The 22,900-nt window shown below is 71.0% G+C and carries 24 protein-coding genes and 2 pseudogenes; 16 read left to right on the forward strand and 10 right to left on the reverse strand.

The window, feature by feature from the left end; all coding sequences use genetic code 11:
- Positions 1–140 precede the first annotated feature (140 nt).
- The 3 genes from SH922_RS33225 to SH922_RS33235 all read right to left on the reverse strand — a co-directional run bounded on the left by SH922_RS33225 (position 141) and on the right by SH922_RS33235 (position 2,008).
- Complete coding sequence (locus tag SH922_RS33225) at positions 141–743, reverse strand: TIGR03086 family metal-binding protein (protein WP_393062262.1); 603 nt, start codon at positions 741–743, stop codon at positions 141–143.
- 48 nt (positions 744–791) lie between these two features.
- Positions 792–1,226 carry a hypothetical protein gene (locus SH922_RS33230; protein ID WP_393062263.1) on the reverse strand — a complete coding sequence of 145 codons (435 nt, stop codon included), beginning with the start codon at positions 1,224–1,226 and terminating at the stop codon, positions 792–794.
- A 137-nt stretch (positions 1,227–1,363) separates the two neighbouring features.
- Positions 1,364–2,008 carry a TetR/AcrR family transcriptional regulator gene (locus tag SH922_RS33235; RefSeq protein ID WP_393062264.1) on the reverse strand — a complete coding sequence of 215 codons (645 nt, stop codon included), beginning with the start codon at positions 2,006–2,008 and terminating at the stop codon, positions 1,364–1,366.
- Between the two features lie 150 nt (positions 2,009–2,158).
- Between SH922_RS33235 and SH922_RS33240 the strand changes: the two genes are divergently transcribed.
- Positions 2,159–3,082, forward strand: coding sequence for a DMT family transporter (locus SH922_RS33240; RefSeq protein ID WP_393062265.1), 924 nt, complete (start codon positions 2,159–2,161; stop codon positions 3,080–3,082).
- Here SH922_RS33240 and SH922_RS33245 read toward each other — a convergent pair.
- Positions 3,072–3,275, reverse strand: coding sequence for a hypothetical protein (locus SH922_RS33245; RefSeq protein ID WP_393062266.1), 204 nt, complete (start codon positions 3,273–3,275; stop codon positions 3,072–3,074). The genes SH922_RS33240 and SH922_RS33245 overlap by 11 nt on opposite strands.
- A 146-nt stretch (positions 3,276–3,421) precedes the next feature.
- Between SH922_RS33245 and SH922_RS33250 the strand changes: the two genes are divergently transcribed.
- The 5 genes from SH922_RS33250 (at position 3,422) to SH922_RS33270 (ending at position 8,299) form a co-directional block, all read left to right on the forward strand.
- Positions 3,422–4,639 carry a sensor histidine kinase gene (locus SH922_RS33250; RefSeq protein WP_393062267.1) on the forward strand — a complete coding sequence of 406 codons (1,218 nt, stop codon included), beginning with the start codon at positions 3,422–3,424 and terminating at the stop codon, positions 4,637–4,639.
- On the forward strand, positions 4,636–5,355 hold the full coding sequence (locus tag SH922_RS33255; protein WP_393062268.1) for a response regulator: 720 nt from the start codon (positions 4,636–4,638) through the stop codon (positions 5,353–5,355). The genes SH922_RS33250 and SH922_RS33255 overlap by 4 nt, the downstream gene beginning before the upstream one ends.
- An 85-nt stretch (positions 5,356–5,440) precedes the next feature.
- Positions 5,441–6,619 carry a cytochrome P450 gene (locus tag SH922_RS33260; protein ID WP_393062269.1) on the forward strand — a complete coding sequence of 393 codons (1,179 nt, stop codon included), beginning with the start codon at positions 5,441–5,443 and terminating at the stop codon, positions 6,617–6,619.
- A 52-nt stretch (positions 6,620–6,671) separates the two neighbouring features.
- Positions 6,672–7,091 (forward strand): PaaI family thioesterase, encoded by a 420-nt coding sequence (locus SH922_RS33265; RefSeq protein WP_393062270.1) that lies wholly within the window; start codon positions 6,672–6,674, stop codon positions 7,089–7,091.
- Positions 7,092–7,102: 11 nt separating this feature from the next.
- Entirely contained in the window at positions 7,103–8,299 is a 1,197-nt protein-coding gene (locus SH922_RS33270) for a cytochrome P450 (protein WP_393062271.1), read from the forward strand.
- 23 nt (positions 8,300–8,322) lie between these two features.
- On the opposite strand, the gene SH922_RS33275 is transcribed toward SH922_RS33270, so the two are convergent.
- Complete coding sequence (locus SH922_RS33275; RefSeq protein WP_393062272.1) at positions 8,323–9,327, reverse strand: Gfo/Idh/MocA family oxidoreductase; 1,005 nt, start codon at positions 9,325–9,327, stop codon at positions 8,323–8,325.
- Positions 9,328–9,520: 193 nt separating this feature from the next.
- On the opposite strand from SH922_RS33275, the gene SH922_RS33280 reads away from it, so the two are divergent.
- From SH922_RS33280 to SH922_RS33315, 8 genes and pseudogenes are all read left to right on the forward strand, one after another.
- Positions 9,521–10,237, forward strand: a complete 717-nt coding sequence (locus SH922_RS33280) for a GntR family transcriptional regulator (RefSeq protein WP_393063753.1) — start codon at positions 9,521–9,523, stop codon at positions 10,235–10,237.
- 259 nt (positions 10,238–10,496) lie between these two features.
- Positions 10,497–11,480, forward strand: a complete 984-nt coding sequence (locus SH922_RS33285) for a sugar ABC transporter substrate-binding protein (RefSeq protein WP_393062273.1) — start codon at positions 10,497–10,499, stop codon at positions 11,478–11,480.
- Positions 11,477–12,526: an ABC transporter permease gene (locus SH922_RS33290; protein ID WP_393062274.1), complete on the forward strand. Its 1,050-nt coding sequence runs from the start codon at positions 11,477–11,479 to the stop codon at positions 12,524–12,526. Before SH922_RS33285 ends, SH922_RS33290 begins: the two co-directional genes overlap by 4 nt.
- Complete coding sequence (locus tag SH922_RS33295) at positions 12,523–13,383, forward strand: ATP-binding cassette domain-containing protein (protein ID WP_393062275.1); 861 nt, start codon at positions 12,523–12,525, stop codon at positions 13,381–13,383. Before SH922_RS33290 ends, SH922_RS33295 begins: the two co-directional genes overlap by 4 nt.
- Before the next feature lie 175 nt (positions 13,384–13,558).
- Positions 13,559–14,722: an ROK family glucokinase gene (locus SH922_RS33300; protein ID WP_393062276.1), complete on the forward strand. Its 1,164-nt coding sequence runs from the start codon at positions 13,559–13,561 to the stop codon at positions 14,720–14,722.
- A 14-nt stretch (positions 14,723–14,736) separates the two neighbouring features.
- Positions 14,737–15,327, forward strand: coding sequence for a hypothetical protein (locus tag SH922_RS33305; RefSeq protein WP_393062277.1), 591 nt, complete (start codon positions 14,737–14,739; stop codon positions 15,325–15,327).
- Between the two features lie 144 nt (positions 15,328–15,471).
- Positions 15,472–15,990: a GNAT family N-acetyltransferase gene (locus SH922_RS33310; RefSeq protein WP_393062278.1), complete on the forward strand. Its 519-nt coding sequence runs from the start codon at positions 15,472–15,474 to the stop codon at positions 15,988–15,990.
- A gap of 40 nt (positions 15,991–16,030) precedes the next feature.
- Positions 16,031–16,219, forward strand: a pseudogene (locus SH922_RS33315) (Lrp/AsnC family transcriptional regulator); the annotation flags it as partial.
- 87 nt (positions 16,220–16,306) lie between these two features.
- Here SH922_RS33315 and SH922_RS33320 read toward each other — a convergent pair.
- The 4 genes from SH922_RS33320 to SH922_RS33335 form a co-directional block, all read right to left on the reverse strand.
- Positions 16,307–17,158 carry an aldo/keto reductase gene (locus tag SH922_RS33320; protein ID WP_393062279.1) on the reverse strand — a complete coding sequence of 284 codons (852 nt, stop codon included), beginning with the start codon at positions 17,156–17,158 and terminating at the stop codon, positions 16,307–16,309.
- A 35-nt stretch (positions 17,159–17,193) separates the two neighbouring features.
- The gene (locus SH922_RS33325; RefSeq protein ID WP_393062280.1) at positions 17,194–18,228 is read right to left on the reverse strand and encodes a zinc-binding dehydrogenase; all 1,035 of its coding nucleotides are present in this window, start codon (positions 18,226–18,228) and stop codon (positions 17,194–17,196) included.
- A gap of 126 nt (positions 18,229–18,354) precedes the next feature.
- Positions 18,355–19,332, reverse strand: coding sequence for an aldo/keto reductase (locus tag SH922_RS33330; RefSeq protein ID WP_393062281.1), 978 nt, complete (start codon positions 19,330–19,332; stop codon positions 18,355–18,357).
- A gap of 65 nt (positions 19,333–19,397) precedes the next feature.
- On the reverse strand, positions 19,398–19,607 hold the full coding sequence (locus SH922_RS33335; protein ID WP_393062282.1) for a hypothetical protein: 210 nt from the start codon (positions 19,605–19,607) through the stop codon (positions 19,398–19,400).
- A 122-nt stretch (positions 19,608–19,729) separates the two neighbouring features.
- Here SH922_RS33335 and SH922_RS33340 point away from each other — a divergent pair, with 122 nt between their 5' ends.
- Entirely contained in the window at positions 19,730–20,635 is a 906-nt protein-coding gene (locus SH922_RS33340) for a helix-turn-helix transcriptional regulator (protein ID WP_393062283.1), read from the forward strand.
- 234 nt (positions 20,636–20,869) lie between these two features.
- On the opposite strand, the gene SH922_RS33345 is transcribed toward SH922_RS33340, so the two are convergent.
- Positions 20,870–22,084 (reverse strand): metallophosphoesterase, encoded by a 1,215-nt coding sequence (locus SH922_RS33345; protein WP_393062284.1) that lies wholly within the window; start codon positions 22,082–22,084, stop codon positions 20,870–20,872.
- 144 nt (positions 22,085–22,228) lie between these two features.
- On the opposite strand from SH922_RS33345, the pseudogene SH922_RS33350 reads away from it, so the two are divergent.
- Positions 22,229–22,896, forward strand: a pseudogene (locus SH922_RS33350) (MFS transporter); the annotation flags it as partial.
- Positions 22,897–22,900 lie beyond the last annotated feature (4 nt).

A 22,900-nucleotide genomic window follows, 5' to 3' on the forward strand; every position in this document is an offset into this window, starting at 1 on the left:
CGACGGCCTTCGAGCCGACCGGCTCCCGGACGACGCCCAACGGCATCGCGATCCAGACCTACCGGCCCGCCGGACGGGCCACCTTCGGCTCGGTCCCGGACGGCACCTGAGCGGCCGGACCGGCCGGAAGCCCCTCGCCGTCAACTGCCTTGCGGCGGGCCCCAGTCCGGAGAACGGCCGAGTGCCGACAGTACGAGGCGCAGGGTGTCGGCCCCGGGGGCGGGATCCAGTGCAGGCCGGAAGGCCGCCCCGGGCTGTTCACGCCGGTCCCCGCCCGGCACGCGCAACGCGATGGGCAGTGCGGCATCGAGCACGGCCGGCGGGAATGCGGTACGCACGCCCAGGGCGGCCGCCACGTCCCAGGAGTGCACGACGTAGTCGATGAAGTGGAACCCGATCGCCGTGGGTGCGGCGAACGTCGCCTCCGCGTCGATCTCAGGGAGCGTGAACCGCCGCTCCCGTAGGCCCGGTTGAGCGAAACAGTCCAGGAGGGCGTGCGCCGCCCCGCGGTACCACCCGACCGGGTCGTCGCCGGCCGGCCGGGGCTCCCAGGCGGCCGGATCGGCCCCTTCGCCCCGTGCTGCGGCGGCGAAGCCCAGGTGCTGGACGCCCATGTGCGCCACGAGGAGCCGCAGCGTCCAGCGGTCGCAGGGGGTGGGCCGGTCCCAGTCGCCGGGGCCCGCTCGTTCCACCACCCGGACGGACTCCAGTACTGCGGCCCGGTCGAGCTGCACGATGTCCATGGTCCGGTTCCTTTCGAGAGGTGTGCCTGAGGGGTGGGCCGAGCGGGCTCAGGATTCGGACACGGGCCACGGGTCGACGCCGGAGAGCAGGCGCCAGGCGGACTCGCGCAGCGCGGTGCGGCCGGTGAACGGGGTGTGCCAGGTGGCCGAGCGCAGTGCGCCCCGGCCCCGGTACGCGTGCACGATGCGCCGGTGGTCGGGGCGCGCGACGAACCCCATCAGGTGTTCGCGGGCGGTCCAGACCGTGATCGATCCCGAGCGGTCCATCCGGGGGCTGATGTCCGCCCACAGCCACATACCGACCGCGCCGGGCGTGTGCGGCCAGGTGCGGCGCAGCCGCATGCCGGCAGCCCCGACGGAGAGGGTGGTCCAGGGGCGGTGAGTGACGAATTCGGTGACGGAGACGACCACGTCGGTGCCGCGGCCGGGCGGCTCGGCAGCGGGGCCGTCCTGCCATGCGGTGCTCCAGAGGGTGTGCGGCACGAGTGAGCCCTTCCGTGGTTCGGCGCAGCCGGTTGCGCCAGATGCCTGCAACGGTACAACTAGACGAACGATCGTGCTGTTTGTTTCGCCACGTAGTACTCCGCACCGGTTCTGGCGGAGTCGGGTCGTGCCGGTTTCTACAGCGCTGCCGGCAGCGACGAGGTGTCCACCGCCACCGCCCGCAGCCGGTCAAGGATCGCGCGCGCAGCCCTCGGGTAGCTCGCCGAGCTGTCGCGGAGCACGGAATCACCGTTGGCCAGCTCCAGGAACGCGATGATCTCGAAGGCGAGCTGCGGGACATCGCAGTCATCGCGGATCTCGCCCAGCGTCCGCGCCTCCTCGATCCGCCGTTCCACGAACGCGACCCAGCCGGCCTGCGCGGTCACGATCGCGTCATGCACCGCGCCCTCGCGGGCGTCGAACTCGGCGATGGCCGCGTAGAAGAAGCAGCCCCCCGGGAAGACCCGCCCCTGCGAGTACGCGATCCAGCGCTCGCACATCCGCCGGATCCTCCCCAGCCCGGGCGGCGTGGCGCGTGTCGGCTGCACGACATGCTCGTCGTACACCGCGACAGCGGTCCGTACGGTCGCCAGCTGGAGCTCCTCCTTGGAGCCGAACAGGGCGAACACACCGCTCTTGCTCAGTCGCAGATCGGTGGCGAGCCGGCCGAGGGACAGGCCTTCGAGACCTTCGACCGAAGCCACCGCGGCCGCGCGGGCGAGGATCAGCTGCCGGGTGCGATTGCCCCGTTCGACCCTTCCGTCCTGGCGTTCTCCCGCCATCTGGCGACTCCGTGCTCCATGAGGTGCGGGCGCCTGCCGTCGGACGGGTCCCCGGGCTCGCCATTGTAGGAGGGTGCCCGGTAGCGTGACCGCTCCGCGTGCGAGCCAGTGAGGTCTCCACATCATCCCTGTGGAGAACCAGGAGACCGGGTGTCCTCTGTCGCCGTCCCCGCCCTCGCCCCGCCGCGCCGGGCGTGGCTGACCGATCTGCCCGTCCTGCTCGTCGCCGTGGTGTGGGGTTCCAGCTATCTGGCGGCCAAGGGCATCACCACGACGCAGACCGTCATCGCCGTCCTCGTGCTGCGGTTCGCCGTCGTGCTGCCCGTCCTGGTGATCGCCGGACGGTCCCGGCTGCGGGCGCTGAGCGCGGCCCAGTGGCGGGGCGCGGGACTGCTGGGCCTGGTGCTCAGCGGGATCTTCCTGGTGGAGACGTACGGCATCGTGCACACCTCGGCGACCAACGCCGGGCTCATCATCAGCCTCACCATGATCTTCACCCCGCTCGCCGAGGCCGCCGTGACGCGGACCCTGCCGACCGGGGCCTTCCTCTCGGCCGCCGGGCTCTCGGTCGCAGGTGTGGTGCTCCTGACCCAGGGCGGCGGATTCACCAGCCCCTCGGCGGGCGATCTGCTGATGCTGGTCGCCGCGCTCGCCCGTACCCTCCACGTGCTCCTGATGGCGCGCATCAAGTCCGTCCAGTCGGCGGACTCGCTGTCACTGACGACCGTCCAGCTCGGGAGCGCGGTCGCCGTCTTCGCCCTGCTGGCCGCCGCCCCCGGCACCGGGGACTCGCCGTGGTCGGTCGCCGCCGGGTTCGGCGTGCGGGAATGGGGCGGGCTGCTGTTCCTGTCGGTCTTCTGCACGCTCTTCGCGTTCTTCGTGCAGATGTGGTCCGTACGCCGCACCTCGCCGTCCCGGGTCAGCCTGCTGCTCGGCACGGAACCACTGTGGGCAGCCGCCGTCGGTATCGCGATCGGCGGTGAACGGCTGGGCGTCCTCGGGGTCTCGGGCGCGGTGCTCGTACTCGCCGGAACGGCCTGGGGGCGCCGCAGCGCGGACGCGACTACTCCTTGACCGAGTCCGAGGCGATCATGATGGCGACCCCCGCCACCACCAGCACGATGCAGACGAACAACGAGTAGTCACCGACGAACGGCAGCCGCCGCACCACACTGAAGAACCTGAACCAGTCGAACCATTCGTGGAGCAGCCCGGCCGCACCCTGGACGAAGACCAGGAAGCCGACCGTCTCGCAGAGTTTCTTCATGGGAGCGAGCCTGTCGGGCCGCGCACGGGTGCCGCGTCGGCCAGTGGTCTGCACGGCCGGTCCGAAAGTCTCGGCTTACGCGACTTTGGTCGCTTCGCGGCCCGGAACGCCCGGAAGCCCTGCCCCGGCTGCGTAGCTTTGTCGATATGACGCGCACCGAATACCCCTGGCTGCTGCCCTCGGCGATGGCCGACCCCGAGCTGCCGGGCGACCGGGGCGGCCGGACGGGCCGCACCGTGCGGGACTGGATCGTCGACATCACGGCCTTCCTGTGCGCGGCGGGCATCGGGCTGGCGGCCGTCGCCGCGATCGAGGCCGACGAGACCACCCCGGACGTCTTCGTCCTCATCGACTCGCTCGTCGGCGCCGCGGCCTGCTGCGCGTTGTGGGTCCGGCGCCGGTGGCCGGTCGGCCTCGCGGTCGCGCTGACACTCCTGTCCGTCGTCGAACCGGTCGCGGCGGGTGCATGGCTGGTGGCGCTGTTCAGCGTGGCCGTCCACCGGCCCTTCCGCCCCGTGGCCTTCATCGGTGCCGGAGCCCTGCTCGTCGCCCCCGTACAGCCCTATCTGCGCCCCGACCCGTCCACCTCGTTCGTGGCGTCCACCATCATCGGGGTGCTGCTGGTCCTGCTCGTGCTCAGCTGGGGCATGGTCGTACGGTCCAGGCGCCAGCTCGTCGTCACGCTGCGCGAGCGCGCCAGGCGGGCGGAGACCGAGGCCGGACTCCGAGCCGAGCAGGCGCAGCGGCTGGCCCGCGAGGACATCGCCCGCGAGATGCACGACGTCCTCGCCCACCGGCTGACCCTGCTCAGTGTCCACGCGGGCGCCCTCGAGTTCCGCCCCGACGCACCCCCGGCCGAAGTCGCCCGCGCCGCCGGAGTCATCCGGGACAGTGCGCACGAGGCGCTCCAGGACCTCCGCGAGATCATCGGCGTCCTGCGCAGCCCCCGTGACGGCGACGGCGACCGGCCTCAGCCCACGCTCGCGACGCTGGACGCCCTCGTAGCCGAATCCCGGCTGGCCGGCATGAAGGTCACCCTCGACAACCGCATCGCCGACCCTGCCGCCGCCCCGGCCGCCACCGGCCGCACCGTCTACCGCATCGCTCAGGAGGGCCTGACCAACGCCCGTAAGCACGCGCCCGGCACCGAGGTCACCGTCACGGTGGGCGGCGGCCCGGGGAAGGGGATCACCGTCGAGGTGCGCAACCCGGCCCCCACCGAACCCTTCGAGCACGTACCGGGATCCGGCCAGGGTCTCATCGGCCTGACGGAGCGGGCCACCCTCGCCGGGGGGCGCCTCGACCACGGACCGGACCCGGACGGCGGGTTCGGGGTGCGGGCCTGGCTACCGTGGTCCTCATGACCGACCCGACGCCCCCGCCCGTGCCCCGGCCCGTCCGGCTGCTCATCGTCGACGACGACCCGCTCGTACGGGCGGGGCTCACCCTCATGCTCGGCGGCGCCGACGGCATCGACATCGTGGGGGAGGGGGCCGACGGCAGCGAGGTCGCCGAACTCGTCGACCGGCTCCGGCCGGACGTGGTCCTGATGGACATCCGGATGCCGGTCATGGACGGGCTGACCGCGACCGAGGCGCTCCGCGGTCGCCCCGACGCCCCCGAGATCGTCGTCCTGACGACGTTCCACGCCGACGAGCAGGTGCTCCGCGCCATCCGTGCCGGAGCCGCGGGATTCGTCCTCAAGGACACCCCGCCCGCGCAGATCGTCGACTCCGTACGGCGTGTGGCGGCCGGCGACCCCGTCCTGTCGCCCGCGGTCACCCGTCAGCTGATGGCCCGCGCCGCGGGCTCCGGCCAGGAGGAGCGGACGGGCCGCGCCGAACGGGCGCGGCAGCGCATCGCGTTGCTCGCCGACCGGGAGCGCGAGGTGGCGGTCGCCGTCGGACAAGGCCGCTCCAACGCGGAGATCGCCGCCGCCCTCTATCTGAGCGTGGCCACGGTGAAGACCCAGGTGTCACGGATTCTCGCCAAGTTCGACTTCAACAACCGTGTCCAGATCGCGCTGCTGGTCCATGACGCGGGCCTCCTCGACGGCGACGGTGACACCGGCCTGTCCTGAACCCTTCGTCCCCGCCGGACCGCGCGGCTTAGGCTGACCGGGCCGGTCCTGGCGACCGGACCGATCTGACCCGGAGGGCGGGCCCATGTCCGATGTCGACGCGGATCTGCGCGGAGTCGCCGACTTCACCGCGAATCCGCACCCGTACTACGCCGAACTGCGCGCCGATGGTCCGGTGCACGCCGTCCGTACCGACGACTTCGACCGGGTCTGGCTCGTCGTCGGGTACGACGAGGCACGCGCCGTCCTCGCCGACCAGAGATTCGGCAAGGACTGGCGGAAGCTGCCCGGCCAGACGGCCGTGGGCGACCCGATCAACGCCAACATGCTGGAGATGGACGCACCGGACCACACCCGCCTGCGCAAGCTGGTCGCCCGGGAGTTCACCCCGCGCCGGATCGAGGCGCTTCGCCCCCGTGTGCAGCAGATCACCGACGGACTGCTCGACGCGATGCTGCCCGCCGGGCAGGCTGATCTCGTCGACGCGCTCGCCTTCCCGCTGCCGATGACCGTCATCTGTGAACTCATCGGTGTACCCGACCTGGACCGGGCCGCCTTCCGCGAGATGTCCAACGCCGTCGTCTCCCCGGGCGGCGCGCAGGAGGAGGGCGACGCGGTCCGCGCGATGGGCGGCTATCTCGCCGAACTGATCGAGGACAAGCGCTGTTCGCCCGGCGACGACCTGCTGAGCGCACTGATCGCCGCACGGTACGACGACGATGACACGCTGTCGTCCGACGAACTGGTCGGCATGGCCTTCCTGCTGCTGGTCGCCGGCCACGAGACGACGGTCAACCTGATCTCCAACGGCGTACGCGCACTGCTCGCCCATCCTGACCAACTGGCGGCTCTGCGTGCCGACTTCGGGCTTCTCGACGGAGCGGTGGAGGAAATGCTCCGCCACGAGGGACCGGTGGAGACCGCCACCTTCCGGTTCGCCCGGGAGAGCATCCGGATCGGCTCCCGGACGATCCGGGCCGGCGACCCGGTCCTGGTCTCCCTGGCGGGCGCCGACCGCGACCCCGGACGCTTCCCCGGGCCCGACCGCTTCGACATCCGCCGCGACGCGCAGGGGCACCTGGCGTTCGGACACGGGATCCACTTCTGCATGGGCGCACCACTGGCCCGGATGGAGGGCCGCATCGCGATCCGTACACTGCTGGAACGCTGCCCCGGACTCGTACTCGACCCGGGCGCGGGGGAGCCGGACTGGCTGCCGGGCATGCTGATCCGCGGAGTGCGCCGGCTCCCCGTGCGCTGGTGACACGGATTCGCACTCCAGGCGGATTCGCCGGTGAGACAGAGAGGACCCCGCCATGACCGGACTCGACCTGCAGATGGCACAGAAGGTACTCGCCGGCCAGCCGTTCAGCGCCCTCGTCGGCGCACGCATCACCGCCTTCGGCGACGGTGCGGCCACGCTGGAGATCGACAGCCGCGAGGAGTTGCGGCAGCAGAACGGGTTCCTGCACGGCGGCGTGCTCGCCTACGCAGCCGACAACGCCCTCACCTTCGCCGCCGGAACGACGCTCGGCCCGGCGGTGCTGACCGGGGGCTTCTCGATCCAGTACCTCCGCCCCGCCACCGGCGCCACACTCGTCGCTCGTGCGGAGGTCGTCCACACCGGCCGCCGGCAGGCCGTGGCGCGCTGTGATCTGTCCGTCGTGGGTCAGGACGGTGCCGAGACGCTGTGCGCCGTCGCCCAGGGCACCGTGCTGAGCGCCACCTCGTCCTGAAGGAGCTCCGTGTGACGACCGAAGCGATACTCGACCTAGGGGCGCTCGGTGAGCGCTTCACCCGCGATCCGTACCCCGTCTATGCGGACTTAAGGGCTCGTGGCCCCGTCCACCGGGTCCGGATCCCTGAGGGCACACCCGCCTGGCTCGTGGTCGGGTACGAGGAGGGCCGGGCCGCGCTCGCGGACCAGCGGTTCTCCAAGGAGTGGCGCAACGCCTCGCCGTCGCTCGGCGTCAGCCAGGTCGCATCGGGGACCTCCATGCTGAGCTCGGACGCACCTGCGCACACCAGGCTGCGCAAGCTCGTGACCCGCGAGTTCACCGCCCGTCGGATGCAGCAACTGGTCCCGCGCGTGCAGCAGATGACGGACGAGCTGCTCGACATCATGCTGGCGGGCCCGGACCGCAGGACCGATCTCGTCGAGTCCCTGTCGTTCCCGCTGCCCATGTCCGTCATCTGCGAACTGCTCGGCGTGCCGTTCCTGGACCGCAGTGCCTTTCGCGAGTGGTCCAACACCGTGGTGTCCTCCATCGACGGCGACGCGCGCCGCGCCGCGACCGCCGCGATGTCCGGCTATCTGGCCGAGCTGCTCGACGACAAGCGCAAGCAGCCGGGGGACGACCTGATGAGCGCGCTGATCCACACGGCCGACGAGGAGGGCGACCGGCTCTCCGCCGGCGAACTGATGGGCATGGCCTGGCTGCTGCTCGTCGCCGGCCACGAGACCACGGTCAACCTCATCTCCAACGGAGTGCTGGCCCTGCTCACGCACCCCGACCAACTGTCAGCTCTGCGAGCCGACTTCGGACTGATCGACAACGCCGTGGAGGAGATGCTCCGCTACGCGGGCCCGGTGGAGACACCCACGTACCGGTTCACCACCGAAGCGATCGACGTGGGCGGCACGGTGATCCCGGGCGGCGGCGAGCTCGTTCTCGTCGCGATGTCGGATGCCAACCGCGACCCGGACCGCTACCCGGAGGCGGACCGTTTCGACATCACCCGGGACGCCCGCGGGCACCTGGCCTTCGGCCATGGCATCCACTACTGCCTGGGCGCGCCGCTGGCACGCATCGAGGCGGCGGTGGCCATCAGGTCCCTGCTGGAGCGCTGCCCGGAGCTGGCACTGGACGTCGATCCGTCCGAGCTGAACTGGCGTACGGGGATGCTCATCCGCGGGCCGGAGGGGCTGCCGGTCAGATGGTGAACGGGCAGGTGGTGCGCCCGGGCTCAGGCGGACGGGATCTCCGTCAGCTCCACCGGGCGCCGCTCCCGCCGCGAGACCTCGCACGCCTCCGCGACCCGCAGCGCGTGCAGCGCCTCCCGGCCGTCGCACGGATTGGCCGCCTCGCCGCGCACCAGGTGGACGAAGGCGTCCAGTTCGGCCTCGTACGCGGGGGCGAAGCGCTCCAGGAACCCGGGCCAGGGCCTGGCCGGAGCGCCGGGGCCCTTCGGTTCGGCGGAGGTGAGGGGCGTACGGTCGTCGAGGCCGACCGCGATCTGGTCACGCTCGCCCGCGAGCTCCATCCGCACGTCGTACCCGGCGCCGTTGCAACGGGTGGCCGTCGCCGTGACCAGGGTGCCGTCATCCAGCGTCAGCAGCGCCGCCGCCGTGTCCACGTCGCCGGCCGCCCGGAACATCGAATGCCCGGCGTCCGACCCGGTCGCGTACACCCGCGTCACCTCACGGCCCGTCACCCAGCGCACCATGTCGAAGTCATGGATCAGACAGTCCCGGAACAGCCCGCCCGAGAGCGGCAGGTACGCGGCGGGCGGCGGCGCCGGATCGGACGTCACCGTCCGTACGGTGTGCAGCCGGCCGAGCGCCCCGCCGCGCACCGCGGCGCGTGCCTTCGCGTATCCGGCGTCGAACCGGCGCATGAAACCGAGCTGGAGGACGCTGTGCGCACACTCCGCCGCGCGGAGCGCCCCGAGCGTGCCCGCCAGGTCCAGGGCGACGGGTTTCTCGCAGAAGGTGGGCAGCCCGGCGCGGGCGGCCCTGCCGATCAGCTCGGCGTGGGCGGACGTGGCGGAGGCGATCACCACGGCGTCCACACCGGCGTCGAACACTTCCGTCGCCGTGGCCACGGCGCGCGCACCGGTCCGGCCGGCGACGGCGGCCGCGCGGGCCGGGTCGGGGTCCGCCACCACCAGTGCCTCCACCGCCGGATGGCGGGCGAGCACGTCTGCGTGGAAGGAGCCGATCCGGCCGGTGCCGAGGAGTCCGATGCGCATGGTCCCAACGTGCCGTCCACCGGTAACGGTGTCAACCGTATGTCCTGACAAATTGGAGTCCGTGTCGGCAGGTTGAGCTCAGGATGGTGCTGTCCGGACAACAGGACGACCGAACTACCGGAGATACGAACGTGCGGGTTAGGCTCCCGACGTGCCGAAATCCACCGCCGACGCCACGGTCCTCAGTCTCAACGTGGACCGCTCCAGCCCCGTCCCGCTCTACTACCAGCTCGCTCAGCAGCTGGAGGCGGCCATCGAGGACGGCCGGCTCGCCCCCGGCGGGCTCCTCGGCAACGAGATCGACCTCGCCGCGCGGCTCGGGCTGTCCCGGCCCACTGTCCGCCAGGCCATCCAGTCACTCGTGGACAAGGGACTGCTCGTCCGCCGCCGCGGCGTCGGCACCCAGGTGCTGCACAGCAAGGTCAGGCGCCCGCTCGAACTCAGCAGCCTCTACGACGACCTGGAGACCGCCGGCCGGCATCCCTCGACCACCGTCCTGACCAACGCCCCGCAGCCCGCGACGGCAGCGGTCGCCGCGGCGCTGGGCGTCCCGGAAGGCACCGACGTCCAGTACATCGAGCGGCTGCGCCATGCGGACGGCGAACCCCTCGCTCTCCTGCGCAACCACCTGCCCGCCGGGCTCCTCGACCTCTCCGGCGACCGGACCGCCACCACCGGCCTCTACCGGATGATGCGCGGCGCCGGCATCACCCTGCACAGCGCCCGCCAGACCGTCGGCGCCCGCCTCGCCACCGCCGACGAGGCCGGCCCGCTCGGCGAGAGCGAGGGCGCCGCCCTGCTCACGATGGAGCGCACCACCTTCGACGACACCGGCCGGGCGGTCGAATTCGGCACCCACCTCTACCGGGCATCGCGCTACGCCTTCGATTTCCGGCTCCTCGTACGGTGACACGGGGCCCCGGCTCTCGTACGGTGTCACAGGCTTCTCGGCTACTCGTACGGTGACGAAGGCCCCACCCGGCCGCCCCGCCGCCGTACACGTCCCCTTCCGACACACGCGTCGCGCCCCTCCGGGCGGCGGCGGCTCGGGCTCGGGGATACTTGCCCAGCCGGGCCGGGACCGCATGGCCCCGGCTCCACCAGCAGCACAGCGAGCAGCACAAGAAGGGCACGGCGTCGTGGCAAGGGTTCGGACAGGGGTACGTGCGATGGGCGCCGTGCTTGCGGCGGTGCTCGGGGCCTCCCTCATGGGATGCAGCAGCACCGGCGGCAAGCGGGCGGAGGAGCGTGCGGCGCAGGCCGCATCCGAGGGCCGGTCCGCGGTGAACACGCCCCGCTGGACCTTCGCCATGGTCACCCACTCCGGCGACGGCGACACCTTCTGGGACATCGTCCAGAAGGGCGCCAAGATGGCGGCCGACAAGGACAACATCAACTTCCTGTACTCGCACAACGACGAGGCGCAGCAGCAGGCCCAGCTCGTCCAGGCCGCGATCGACAAGAAGGTCGACGGGCTGATCGTCACGCTCGCCAAGCCCGACGCCATGAAGGACGTCGTCGCCAAGGCCACCAGGGCCGGCATCCCGGTGATCACGGTGAACTCGGGCTCCGCCGAGTCCAAGAGCTACGGCGCGCTCACCCACATCGGCCAGGACGAGTCGATCGCGGGCGAGGCCGTCGGGGACGAGCTCAACAAGCGCGGCCGCAAGAAGGCCCTGTGCATCCTGCACGAGCAGGGCAACGTCGGCCACGAGCAGCGCTGCGCCGGGGCGAAGAAGACCTTCGACGGCCAGATGCTGAACCTGTACGTCGAGGGCACCAACATGCCGGACGTCCAGGCATCCATCGAGGCGAAGCTCCAGGCGGACAAGGACATCGACGCGGTCGTGACCCTCGGCGCGCCGTTCGCGGACGCCGCCGTCAAGGCGAAGCAGACCGCCGGCAGCAAGGCCGAGATCGACACCTTCGACCTGAACGCCAAGGTCGCAGCCGAGCTCCAGGCCAAGACCCTCGGCTTCGCCGTCGACCAGCAGCCCTACCTCCAGGGGTACGAGGCCGTCGATCTGCTCTGGCTCTACCGCTACAACCGCAACGTGCTCGGCGGCGGGCGACCGGTCCTGACCGGCCCGCAGATCATCACCTCCGGGGACGCCGCCCAGCTGGCCGAGTACGCGGACCGGGGAACCCGATGACCGCGGGGCCCGGTACGTCCTCCGCCGTGGCGGACGAGCGACTGCTGCGCACCTCGCCGCTGCGCAGGCTGCTCGGCCGCCCCGAGCTGGGCTCGGTCGTCGGCGCGCTGGCGGTCTTCCTCTTCTTCGCGGTCGTCGCCGACAGCTTCCTGCGCGCCACCAGCTTCGGCACGGTGCTGTACGCGGCCTCCACCATCGGGATCATGGCGGCGCCGGTGGCGCTGCTGATGATCGGCGGAGAGTTCGACCTCTCCGCGGGTGTGATGGTCACCAGCTCCGCGCTGTTCTCGTCGATGTTCAGCTATCAGATGACGGCCAACGTCTGGGTCGGCGTCTTCGTGTCCCTGCTGGTCACGCTCGCCATCGGCGCGTTCAACGGCTTCATGCTGACGCGTACCAAACTCCCGAGCTTCATCATCACGCTCGGTACGTTCCTGATGCTGACGGGCCTCAACCTGGGACTCACCAAGCTGATCAGCGGGACCGTCTCGACGAAGACCATCGGCAACATGGAGGGCTTCGACTCGGCCCGGAAGGTCTTCGCCTCGTACTGGACGGTCGGCGGCGTCGAGCTGAAGGTCACCATCCTGTGGTGGGCCGTCATCGTCGCGGTCGCCACCTGGATCCTGCTCCGCACCCGGTTCGGCAACTGGATCTACGCCGTCGGCGGCGGTGCCGAAGCGGCCCGCGCGGTCGGCGTCCCGGTGATCCGGACCAAGATCGGGCTCTACCTCGGGGTGGCCTTCGCCGCCTGGGTCTCCGGGCAGCACCTGCTGTTCAGCTACGACGTGGTGCAGTCCGGCGAGGGCGTCGGCAACGAGCTGATCTACATCATCGCGGCCGTCATCGGCGGCTGCCTGATCACCGGCGGCTACGGCTCCGCGATCGGCTCGGCGGTCGGCGCCGTCATCTTCGGCATGACCAGCAAGGGCATCGTGTACGCGGAGTGGAACCCGGACTGGTTCAAGTTCTTCCTCGGAGCCATGCTGCTCCTGGCCACCCTGCTCAACGCATGGGTACGCAAGCGCGCGGAGGCGACGAAATGACGGCCCCCCAGGCATCGAGCGGGCCGGCGGACACCGACCGGCGGGCACTGGTCGAGCTCGACCACGTCAGCAAGTACTACGGCAACGTCAAAGCGCTCCAGGACGTCTCGCTGGAGGTCCACGCGGGGGAGATCTCCTGCGTCCTCGGTGACAACGGCGCCGGCAAGTCCACCCTGATCAAGATCATCGCGGGTCTGCACCGGCACGACGCCGGGAGCTTCCTGATCGAGGGCGAGGAGACCGCACTCGCCAATCCGCGTGACGCCCTGGACCGGGGCATCGCCACGGTCTACCAGGACCTCGCCGTCGTGCCCCTGATGCCGGTCTGGCGCAACTTCTTCCTCGGCTCCGAGCCGACGACCGGCGCCGGGCCCTTCAAGCGCCTCGACGTCCGGCTGATGCGGGAGACGACCCGCTCCGCGCTGCTTCGGATGGGCATCGACCTGCGTGACGTCGACCAGCCCATCGGCACCCTGTCCGGCGGCGAGCGCCAGTGCGTCGCCATCGCGCGGGCCGTCCACTTCGGTGCCAAGGTCCTCGTCCTGGACGAGCCGACCGCGGCGCTCGGCGTCAAGCAGTCCGGGGTGGTGCTCAAGTACGTCGCCGCCGCCCGGGACGCGGGACTCGGCGTGGTTCTCATCACGCACAACCCGCACCACGCGTACCTCGTCGGTGACCGCTTCGTGCTCCTCAAGCGGGGCGCCATGGCGGGCAGCCACACGAAGGACAGCGTCACGCTGGACGAGCTGACCCGGCAGATGGCGGGCGGCAGTGAGCTGGAGGAGCTCAGCCACGAGCTGGAGCGGGCTCCCGGTCCGCCGGCCGGCCGGCCGGGCGAGGACGACACCTCCGCGTGACGGTGTCCACAGCGGTTCCCGCCCGCCCGACGGGCCCGGTATCCGGGCCTGCCGGGCGGGCGGTGGCAGGACGGTTGCCGCACGGACCCCGGCCGGCAGTGGCAGAATCGACTACGGCGGGCACCGTCCGCCGCCGGAAGCACGACGAGCCGGCCCCCCAGACCACGCAGGGACGATGAGCACGTACCGCGACTTCACGCACCGCGGCTCCGCCCGCGCCACCGTCCTGCGGACCGTCGGCACCAGGGAGCGGCGCTCGCACCTCACCGCGCCGCGGGTCCCCACGGTCGGCATCGACATCGGGGGGACCAAGGTGATGGCCGGCGTCGTCGACGCCGACGGCAACATCCTGGAGACCCTGCGGACCGAGACGCCCGACAAGTCCAAGAGCCCCAAGGTCGTCGAGGACACCATCGTCGAGCTGGTGCTGGACCTCTCGGACCGCCACGACGTGCACGCGGTGGGCATCGGGGCGGCCGGCTGGGTCGACGCCGACCGCTCCAAGGTGCTGTTCGCCCCGCACCTGGCCTGGCGCGACGAGCCCCTGCGTGACGCCCTCGCCTCCCGGCTCGTGGTCCCGGTCATGGTGGACAACGATGCCAACACCGCCGCCTGGGCCGAATGGCGCTTCGGCGCCGGCCGCGGCGAGGACCACCTCGTCATGATCACGCTCGGCACCGGCATCGGTGGCGCGATCCTGGAGGACGGTCAGGTCAAGCGCGGCAAGTACGGCGTCGCCGGTGAGTTCGGCCACATGCAGGTGGTGCCCGGCGGCCACCGCTGCCCCTGCGGGAACCGCGGCTGCTGGGAGCAGTACAGCTCCGGGAACGCACTCGTCCGGGAGGCCAGGGAACTGGCTGCCGCGGACTCCCCGGTGGCCCACGGAATCATCGAGCGGGTCAAGGGCAACATCCCCGAAATCACCGGACCGCTCATCACCGAACTGGCCCGCGAGGGCGATGCGATGTGCATCGAGCTCCTCCAGGACATCGGCCAGTGGCTCGGCATCGGCATCGCCAATCTGGCCGCCGCGCTCGACCCCTCCTGCTTCGTCATCGGGGGTGGCGTCAGCGCCGCCGACGACCTGCTGATCGGACCGGCCAGGGACGCCTTCAAACGCCACCTCACCGGCCGCGGCTACCGCCCCGAGGCCCGGATCGCGAAGGCGCAGCTCGGACCCGAGGCAGGTATGGTCGGCGCGGCCGACCTCGCCAGGCTGGTGGCCCGCCGCTTCCGGCGTACCAACCGCCGACGCGTCGAGCGGTACGAGCGGTACGCCCAGATCTACGACCAGGCCGCCAGCACCATCCGTAACACGCGCAACACCCGCACTTCCTAGGGACCCCCACACCCATGACCGCAGCCGAGCACCCCGTCGTGCCGCGCCAGTCCCCGCCGCCCGGCGAGGGACCGACGCCCGAGGAACGGCGCCGGACCATCCGCCGGCGCCTGATCACAGCGACCATCATCGTGCTGCTCATCGGCATCCCGGCCGGCTATCTGCTGATCTCCGCAGGACAGAGCCGCCGCTCCGGCCAGGACAAGGCCGCCGAGGCGGCGGCGCAGGGGCTCCGCGAGGGCTGGCCGTCACGGATGCTCCGCCGCATCTTCGAGGTGCCGATCCCCGGGGATGCCAAGGAGGTCCAGTACTACGAGACCAACAACTGGAAGGCCAGCCGGATGTACGTGCAGTTCCGCACGACGTCCAACGGCCTCGACCGGTTCCTGACCCAGGTGGGCACGGGACGTGCCGCCCTGGGGACGGGCAAGGTCACCGTCGGCGAGCGCGACACGAAGATCGCGGGCTGGTACTTCGGCGACGGCGTCTCGTGGGCCAGCACCACGCACACCAACAAGGACCCGCGGCCCACCCAGGACATCACCGTCGACATGACCGACCCGATGTCGCCTGTCGTGTACGTCGTCTCCGCCGCGACCCCCTGATCCGGAGCCGAGCGGGGCGCTCGCACGGGGTCGACGCGTGGGCGCACCGGGCGTGCTCAGAAGTTGACCGGCCGGCCCGGTGGCCAGAACCCGTACTCGGACGACTGTGGACAACCACGGGTGAAGTCTCGGACCATGGCTGGTATGCCCACTTGGACCATCAACGCGGAGCCGGTCACCGGCGCAGGTATGGACGACGTGATGTCGCAGTACTTCACGGAAATGGGACTGCGGGTGCTGGGGCACCCGCCCACGGAGGTGGAGCTCCGTGAGGTGCTCGCCGAGGACCCGCACCACGATCTCAGCCCGCCGCACGGCGAGTTTCTCGTAGCTCGCGACGGCGACGGCGTACTCCTCGGATGCGCGGGGTTGCGGCTGCTGCCAGGCGCCCCGGGGACAGCGGAGCTGAAGCGCATGTACGTGCGTCCCGCAGGGCGCGGGGCGGGCCTGGGGCGCGGCCTGCTGGAGGCCGTCGAGGCATCGGCGCAGAGACTGGGCGCGTCCCGGATCGTGTGCGAGACGAATACCCAACTCACCGAGGCGCGGGGCTTGTACGCGGCGCACGGCTATGACGAGACCGCGCCCTACGACGGTCACGGCAGGGCAGACCACTGGTACGTCAAGGCCCTTGTCCGAAAGGCCCGTTACCCGGGCCGGCCGTGACGTCGTGACCGGGCGGTGGCCTGCTGGTCGAACAGGGTGAGTGCGGCGTAGCCGCCCGCGGTGTCTTGCTGAGCCGCAGCTCGACGGCCGCCTGACCGTCACCGAGCTGGCCGCCCGCGTGCAGCTCAGCGTCTCGCCCTGTCACCGCCGCCTGCGCGACCTCGAACGCCAAGGCGCGATCCGCGGCTACCGGGCCGTCGTCGACCCGGTGGCCGCCGGCCTGAATTTCCGGATGGGGCTGCCGAGCAGGACCGTGTCGTACCGGTGGTTTGAGTCCGGTTGTGCGGCGATGGCGGGGAGGGCGTCGCTCTCCTGGTCAGTCGGTCAGCCGCCGCTTGCCGAGCTGTCCGGCGACGGCCGGGTCGCGGTGGTCGAAGAACAGGGAGGCGCCGGTGTCCAGGGCTGCGATGGAGGCCATCTGGTCGTTGGTGAGCTCGAAGTCGAAGACGTCGAAGTTCTCCGCCATGCGCTCGGCACGCACGGACTTGGGGATGGTGACGACGTTGCGCTGGATGAGCCAGCGGAGCACGACCTGGGCGACGGACTTGCCGTGGGCCTTGCCGATGTCGCTCAGGACCGGGTTCGTGAAGAGGTCGTTCTTGCCTTCGGCGAATCCGCCCCAGGACTGGATCTGGACGCCGTGCTCGCGCATGACGTCCTGGTCCGCGGTGCGCTGGAAGAAGGGGTGGGTCTCGATCTGGTTCACCGCAGGCGCCACGTCGTTGTTGCTGATGAGGTCGACGAGGCGGTCGGGGTAGAAGTTGGCGACGCCGATCGCCTTGACGCGGCCCTCGTGGTGCAGTGCCTCCATGGCGCGCCACTGCCCGTACACGTCCCCGAAGGGCTGGTGCATCAGGTACAGGTCGAGGTAGTCGAGGCCGAGCTTGCGCAGCGACGTCTCGAAGGCGGCCTTGGCGTTCTGCTCGGCGGGCGCGTCCTGGATCCACAGCTTGGTGGTGACGAACAGTTCTTCGCGCGGGATGCCGCTGCTCCTGATGGCGCGGCCCACGGCCTCCTCGTTGCCGTATGCGGCGGCGGTGTCGAGCAGCCGGTATCCGGCGGCGAGCGCGTCGCTGACGGTCCGTTCGGTGTCCTGCGGCGGGATCTGGAAGACGCCGAAGCCGAGGATCGGCATCGTGACGCCGTTGTTCAGGGTGACGGTCTGCACGGATGTCTCCTATGTGTTGTGGGAGGTACGGCGGGTCAGAAGGTGATGAGGGCCTTGAGGACGCGACGGTCGGCCATGTCCTGGTAGGCGCCCGGGACTTCGTCCAGGGAGATGGTCCGGTCGAAGACGCGTCCCGGCCGGATCGTGCCGTCGAGGACGTCGGGCATCAGTTCCTCGATGTAGGCGCGGGCCGGGGAGACACCGCCGGTGAGGGTGATGTTCCGCATGATCATGGCGGTGCCTATGGGGCCTTCTTCGTACTGCGGCATGCCCAGACGGCTGATGGTGCCGCCGTCGGTGACGGCGGCGAAGGCCGTGTCCAGGCCCTGGCGGGCGCCGACGGCCTCGATGGCCCTGTCGACGCCGTTTCCGGCGGTCAGGTCGCGGACGCGGGCGATGCCTTCGTCTCCGCGTTCGGCGATGACGTCGGTGGCTCCGAAGTCGCGGCCCAGGTCGGTGCGGTCGGTGTGCCGGCCCATGAGGATGATCCGCGCCGCGCCGAGACGCTTCGCGGCGATCACCGCGCACAGGCCGACCGCGCCGTCCCCGATCACCAGGACGGAGTCCCCGCGGGAGACACCGGCGGTGGTGGCGCCGTGGTGGCCGGTGCCCATCACGTCGGACAGGGCGAGCAGGGAGGGCAGCAGCGGCGAGTCCTCGCCGACCGGGAGCTTGACCAGGGTGCCGTCGGCGTGCGGGATGCGGACGGCCTGGCCCTGGCCACCGTCGACGCCGTCGAGCCCGTACCGGCCGCCGTGTCGGCAGGAGGAGTGCAGCCCCTTGGCGCAGTAGTCGCAGGTGTTGTCGCAGTAGGTGAACGGGGTGACGACCAGGTCACCGGCCTTGATCCCGGTGACACCGGGACCGGTCTCCTCGACCACGCCGAGGAACTCATGGCCCATCGGGCGGCCGGTGTCCGTCCTGGGCATGGCCTTGTAGGGCCACAGGTCGCTACCGCACACGCACGACAGAACGGTCCGAACGACGGCATCGGTGGGCTGCTGGATCTTGGGGTCGGGCCGGTCCTCGATCCGTACGTCGCCGGCTCCGTACATCACTGCTGCTCGCATGGGGATGGTGCTCCAGGTGAAAAGGTTCCGTCGATGCGGAAGAAGGGGGCAGAGCCCTGCTCTGAGACCGGCCGGATGCCGTACAGAAGGTCTTCCGGCGCGGTTGCGGACCGTGAGCTTCTCGGGTCAGCGTTCGAGCATCTGCTGCTGTGCCTCGGTGTGGGTGTCGCCTGCGGCGGGGGGCAGGCTGCTGAGCTTGTCGAGTTGTTCGGTGGTCAGTTCGACGGTGTCGGCGGCGGTGTTCTCCTCGACCCGGGGCACACGCTTGGTGCCGGGGATCGGGGCGATGTCGTCGCCCTGCGCGAGGAGCCAGGCCAGGGCGACCTGTGCGGGGGTGACGCCGACCTCGGCCGCGATGGCCTTGACCTCGTCGGCCAGGCGCAGGTTGCGCTGGAAGTTCTCACCGGTGAAGCGGGGGTTGTCGCGGCGGAAGTCGGATTCGTCGAACTGGTCGGCCGAGCGGATCGTGCCCGTCAGGAACCCGCGGCCGAGCGGCGAGAACGGCACCAGGCCGATGTTCAGCTCGCGCAGCACCGGCAGTACCCGGTCCTCCACACCCCGGGTCCACAGGGAGTACTCCGACTGGACGGCCGTGACCGGGTGGACGGCGTTCGCGCGGCGGATGGTGTCCGGACCGGCTTCGGAGAGGCCGAACGCGCGGACCTTGCCCTCGGCGACCAGTTCGCCCACCGCCCCTGCCGTCTCCTCGATGGGAGTGTTCGGGTCGACCCGGTGCTGGTAGTAGAGGTCGATGTGGTCGGTGCCCAGGCGCTTCAGTGAGCCTTCGACAGCGGTGCGGATGTTGGCCGGGCTGCTGTCCAGGTTCCACGCACCCTCACCGGCGTGCGAGACGAGACCGAACTTCGTCGCCAGCACGACCTGGTCGCGGCGGCCCTTCAGCGCCCTGCCGAGGAGTTCCTCGTTGGTGTAGGGGCCGTAGATCTCCGCGGTGTCGATCAGGGTGACACCGAGCTCCAGAGCGCGGTGCACGGTGCGGACCGACTCCGCCTCATTCGTCCCGGAGCCCGTGTAGCCGTGCGACATCCCCATCGCACCCAGGCCGATCCGGGAGACTTCCAGGTCGCGCAGCTTGATGTACTTCATAAGCATTTATCCTTTCTGTTCTTTTACGTGCTCAGTCTGCTCTGCGGCAGTCTCCGTCCTCCGGCTCACACGCGGGCGACGGGCCGGAGCCGGAAGCCTGCCGCGGTGATGAGGAGGACGGCGGCGGCTGCGATGAACAGCGCGACCCCCTGTGCCACACCGGCGCCCGGACGGCGCTGGCTGTGGCCGTCCGATCCGTTCCGGGGACGGTCGTGGTGGGGGATGCCGACATGAAGGGGCGCTCCTGCCTGACGGAGGTGAGCGGGTGATGTCATCCACCGTGCCCCCTTGCGCGCCGTGCAGGCAGGCCGGGTTTTGCCTGGGAGCGGCCAGCGGGGGTGTGACAGGGCCCCCCTGGCACCTGCCACCACAGTGGCCGGCGGGCGAGACTGGAACCATGGCACCCGAGAGCACCGGCGGCGACGAACTGGCGCGATTCCTGCGCGCCCGCCGCAATCAGACCAGCCCCGAAACCGTGGGCCTCACCCCCGGACCCGGCGTGCGCCGCACTCCTGGGATGCGCCGCGAGGAGCTTGCCACGGTGGCCGGGATCAGCATCGACTACTACACCCGCATCGAGCGTGGCAAGGAAACCCGGCCCAGCCCCGCTGTCGTCGACGCTCTCGCCCGTGCCCTGCGCCTCGACGACGACGAGCACCACCACCTGCGCGAGCTCGCCGCACGGGCCGCCCACTACGCCCCCGAAACGCCGCCCCCGCCGAGCCGGACTGTTCGCCCGCACCTGAAACTGCTGCTGGAAGCGATGCGGCCCAATCCCGCTTACATCGTCAGCCGCAGCATGGACCTGCTCGCCTGGAACCCCGGCGGTCTGGCCCTGTACGCCGGGATGGCCGACTGGCCCGCCAAGCAGCGGAACCTGGCCCGCTACCTCTTCCTCCACCCCACCGCACGGCAGCTGTTCCCCGACTGGGACACCCAGGTGCGCGGCTGTGTGGCCCGCCTGCGTGCCGAGGCCGGAATCAATCCCGACGCCCCGGATCTCACCAGCCTGGTCGGCGAACTCCTCCTCAAGAGCCCCGACTTCGCCAGGCTGTGGGAACGCTACGAAGTCATCGGCCGGAAGAAGATCGAGAAGACCTTCCACCACCCCCAGGTCGGCGAGCTGACGCTCAGCGGCCAGAGCATGAACCTCGAAGGCACCCCCGGCCAACGACTCGGCGCCTACACCGCCGATCCAGGCTCTCCCGATCACGACGCCATGCTCCTGCTCGACATGACCGCGCCCCAGCCCAGCACGCCCCCGGACACGAAGGCCGGTCCGTCACGGCGCACCCCGTCCTGACAGGACGCCGACGCTGAACGGTGGCTGCGGGCACCGGCCGTGCATCAGCGGTCCCGCCCCCAGGAGCGGGGCCGCGCGCGGGCCGTTGGTCCTCACCTCGTTCGCGGCGGTCGAATGAGCCACGCGGCCTGGCACGCCGAGCTCAGGCGACCGGCTGCGCCGCGGGATGGCTCCGCCAGGCCTGACCGAGCGCCGTGAGGGATTGTTGCCCCGCCCCGTGTCACGGGACAGCCCTCAGGCAGGCCTCTGGGGGGAGCGCAGTACGAGCAGGGTGATCTCGCTGGGGGCGAAGACGCGGAACGGCGGGCCCCAGAAACCGGTGCCGCGGCTCGTGTACAGGAGGGTGCGGGTGCCGTGGCGGCTGAGGCCGGCGACAGCGGGCTGGTCGATGCGGACGAGGTGGTGGAAGGGCCAGATCTGGCCGCCGTGGGTGTGGCCCGAGAGCTGGAGGTCGATGCCGCCCGCCGCGGCCCGGTCGACGAACTTGGGCTGGTGGGCCAAGAGCAGGACGGGCAGGTCGGGGTCGGCGCCGTCCAGGGCTCCGGCGAGGTGGGCGCGGTGGCCGGCCAGGCCGGAGGACTCGGCGGTGACGTCGTCCACGCCGGCGACCACAAGAGTGTCGCCGCCGCGTTCGAGCAGCAGATGACGGTTGCGCAGCGGTTCCCAACCCAGCTCGTCCATCAGGTCGACCCAGCCCTGGGCCTCGCTGTAGTACTCGTGGTTTCCGGTGACGTAGACCCGGGCCCGGGTGGCTCGCACGGTGCCGAGCGGGGCGGCCTGGGCGCGGCGGCGTTCGGCCGTACCGTCCGCGATGTCGCCGGTGTGGCAGACCAGGTCGGCCTCCAGGGTGTTGACCTTCGCGCAGACCTTCGCCGACCAGCGGGCACGGTCGAGCGGGCCGTAGTGGGTGTCGGTGATGAGGGCGACGCGAGTGCCGTCCAATCCGGCCCCCAGCCGCGGGAGTTGCACGTCGAGCTGGCGCACCCGGGGCACCCGGCGGGCCTCGGCGTACCCCCAGGCGAGCAGCGCGGCGGCTACGCCGAGGACCGCCCAACTGACGATCCGGGCCCGGTTCTGCCCGTCTCCCACGCCGGCCACGGTCAGGGCGAGACGCAGCAGGACGCCGAGCAGGACCGACCAGGTGAACAGTACCCAGCTGACCCCAAGGAGACTGTCTCCGACGACCGCCGCCCAGTCCTGCTGCCGCCGGCCGTGGCCGCGCACCATCGCGAGCGGCATCGCGACCAGCCCGAGGACGAACAGCGCGGTGCCGCCCAGCGCCACGGGGAGCGGCCAGTGCTGGCCGGTGTGCAGCAGTACCCAGCAGGGCACAGCCCACAGCAGGACGGGGGCGATCAAAGGGATGTAGCGCATCAGGCGGCGCAGCCGACTCTGCCGGGTCGCATGAGCTGCACCGTCCGCGGATCGGGCTTCGCTGGTGTCGGTCACGCTTCCCCTCCTCAAGTAGACAGACTGCCGGCGCGCACTGTACCCGGTCGTTCTGTTGACCTGAGTCGCAGATTCGTTGAATGGGCGGCGGCCTTGTCGAGGATCTGGGCGGCGGTCCTGGTCCAGGTGAAGGGTCGTGGGACCTTGAGCCTGTCCGCGCTCAAGACCGGCGCCCCGCACCCTGCCGCTCTCCGTGACGCTGCTGGCGGCTGCCATCCTGATCCCCCGCTTCTTCCCGAAGTCCCACCGCGGCGGGTGGTGCGGCTCGGGACCCTCGCGTTGCTCGCAGGCGCGCTGGTCCTGATGGCCGCGCTTGACGCGGACGCCGGTGCGGGGATCGTCACCATCGCCCTCCTGCTGATCGGGCTCGGCATGGGCGCGCTGGCGTCCCAGCTCGGGTCGGTAACCGCGTCCGCAGTGCCTGAAGCACAGGCGCGGAAGTCGGCGGCGTCCAGAATGCCGTCACCAACCTCGGCTCCTCGATCGGTACGGCACTCGACGGGTCGATCGTCATCGCCGCGATGACGACCCCTTCCTCAACCGCGTTGACCGGAATCCGGCGATCCCGAGCGAGGTCAGGAGCCAGGCGACTGCCGAACTCCAAAGCGGCGTGACGTTCTTGCCGGATGCCCAGCTCGAGTCCGCCCTGGACGAAGCGGGCACGAGCACGGACGTGACTCAAGCGGCACGCGACGCGAACGAAGACGCCAGGATCGACGGTCTTCGCGCCCGCACTCGCCATCCTCGCCTTCGCTGCTCTCCTCGCGTTGTTCTTCACCTCCCGCATCCCGAACACCCAGCCGCGTTCGACGGAGC

Origin of the sequence: Streptomyces sp. LN549 (assembly GCF_043203805.1) — a bacterium.
In the GTDB taxonomy this organism is placed as follows: Bacteria; Actinomycetota; Actinomycetes; order Streptomycetales; family Streptomycetaceae; genus Streptomyces.

Coding starts and splice junctions, on each gene's coding strand:
- SH922_RS33310 (WP_393062278.1), top strand. CDS start 15,472: ATGCCCACTTGGACCATCAACGCGGAGCCGGTCACCGGCGCAGGTATG.
- SH922_RS33225 (WP_393062262.1), bottom strand. CDS start 743: ATGGACATCGTGCAGCTCGACCGGGCCGCAGTACTGGAGTCCGTCCGG.
- SH922_RS33235 (WP_393062264.1), bottom strand. CDS start 2,008: ATGGCGGGAGAACGCCAGGACGGAAGGGTCGAACGGGGCAATCGCACC.
- SH922_RS33255 (WP_393062268.1), top strand. CDS start 4,636: ATGACCGACCCGACGCCCCCGCCCGTGCCCCGGCCCGTCCGGCTGCTC.
- SH922_RS33265 (WP_393062270.1), top strand. CDS start 6,672: ATGACCGGACTCGACCTGCAGATGGCACAGAAGGTACTCGCCGGCCAG.
- SH922_RS33250 (WP_393062267.1), top strand. CDS start 3,422: ATGACGCGCACCGAATACCCCTGGCTGCTGCCCTCGGCGATGGCCGAC.
- SH922_RS33325 (WP_393062280.1), bottom strand. CDS start 18,228: ATGCGAGCAGCAGTGATGTACGGAGCCGGCGACGTACGGATCGAGGAC.
- SH922_RS33295 (WP_393062275.1), top strand. CDS start 12,523: ATGACGGCCCCCCAGGCATCGAGCGGGCCGGCGGACACCGACCGGCGG.
- SH922_RS33300 (WP_393062276.1), top strand. CDS start 13,559: ATGAGCACGTACCGCGACTTCACGCACCGCGGCTCCGCCCGCGCCACC.
- SH922_RS33290 (WP_393062274.1), top strand. CDS start 11,477: ATGACCGCGGGGCCCGGTACGTCCTCCGCCGTGGCGGACGAGCGACTG.
- SH922_RS33330 (WP_393062281.1), bottom strand. CDS start 19,332: ATGAAGTACATCAAGCTGCGCGACCTGGAAGTCTCCCGGATCGGCCTG.
- SH922_RS33335 (WP_393062282.1), bottom strand. CDS start 19,607: ATGACATCACCCGCTCACCTCCGTCAGGCAGGAGCGCCCCTTCATGTC.
- SH922_RS33260 (WP_393062269.1), top strand. CDS start 5,441: ATGTCCGATGTCGACGCGGATCTGCGCGGAGTCGCCGACTTCACCGCG.
- SH922_RS33245 (WP_393062266.1), bottom strand. CDS start 3,275: ATGAAGAAACTCTGCGAGACGGTCGGCTTCCTGGTCTTCGTCCAGGGT.
- SH922_RS33275 (WP_393062272.1), bottom strand. CDS start 9,327: ATGCGCATCGGACTCCTCGGCACCGGCCGGATCGGCTCCTTCCACGCA.
- SH922_RS33340 (WP_393062283.1), top strand. CDS start 19,730: ATGGCACCCGAGAGCACCGGCGGCGACGAACTGGCGCGATTCCTGCGC.
- SH922_RS33285 (WP_393062273.1), top strand. CDS start 10,497: ATGGGCGCCGTGCTTGCGGCGGTGCTCGGGGCCTCCCTCATGGGATGC.
- SH922_RS33305 (WP_393062277.1), top strand. CDS start 14,737: ATGACCGCAGCCGAGCACCCCGTCGTGCCGCGCCAGTCCCCGCCGCCC.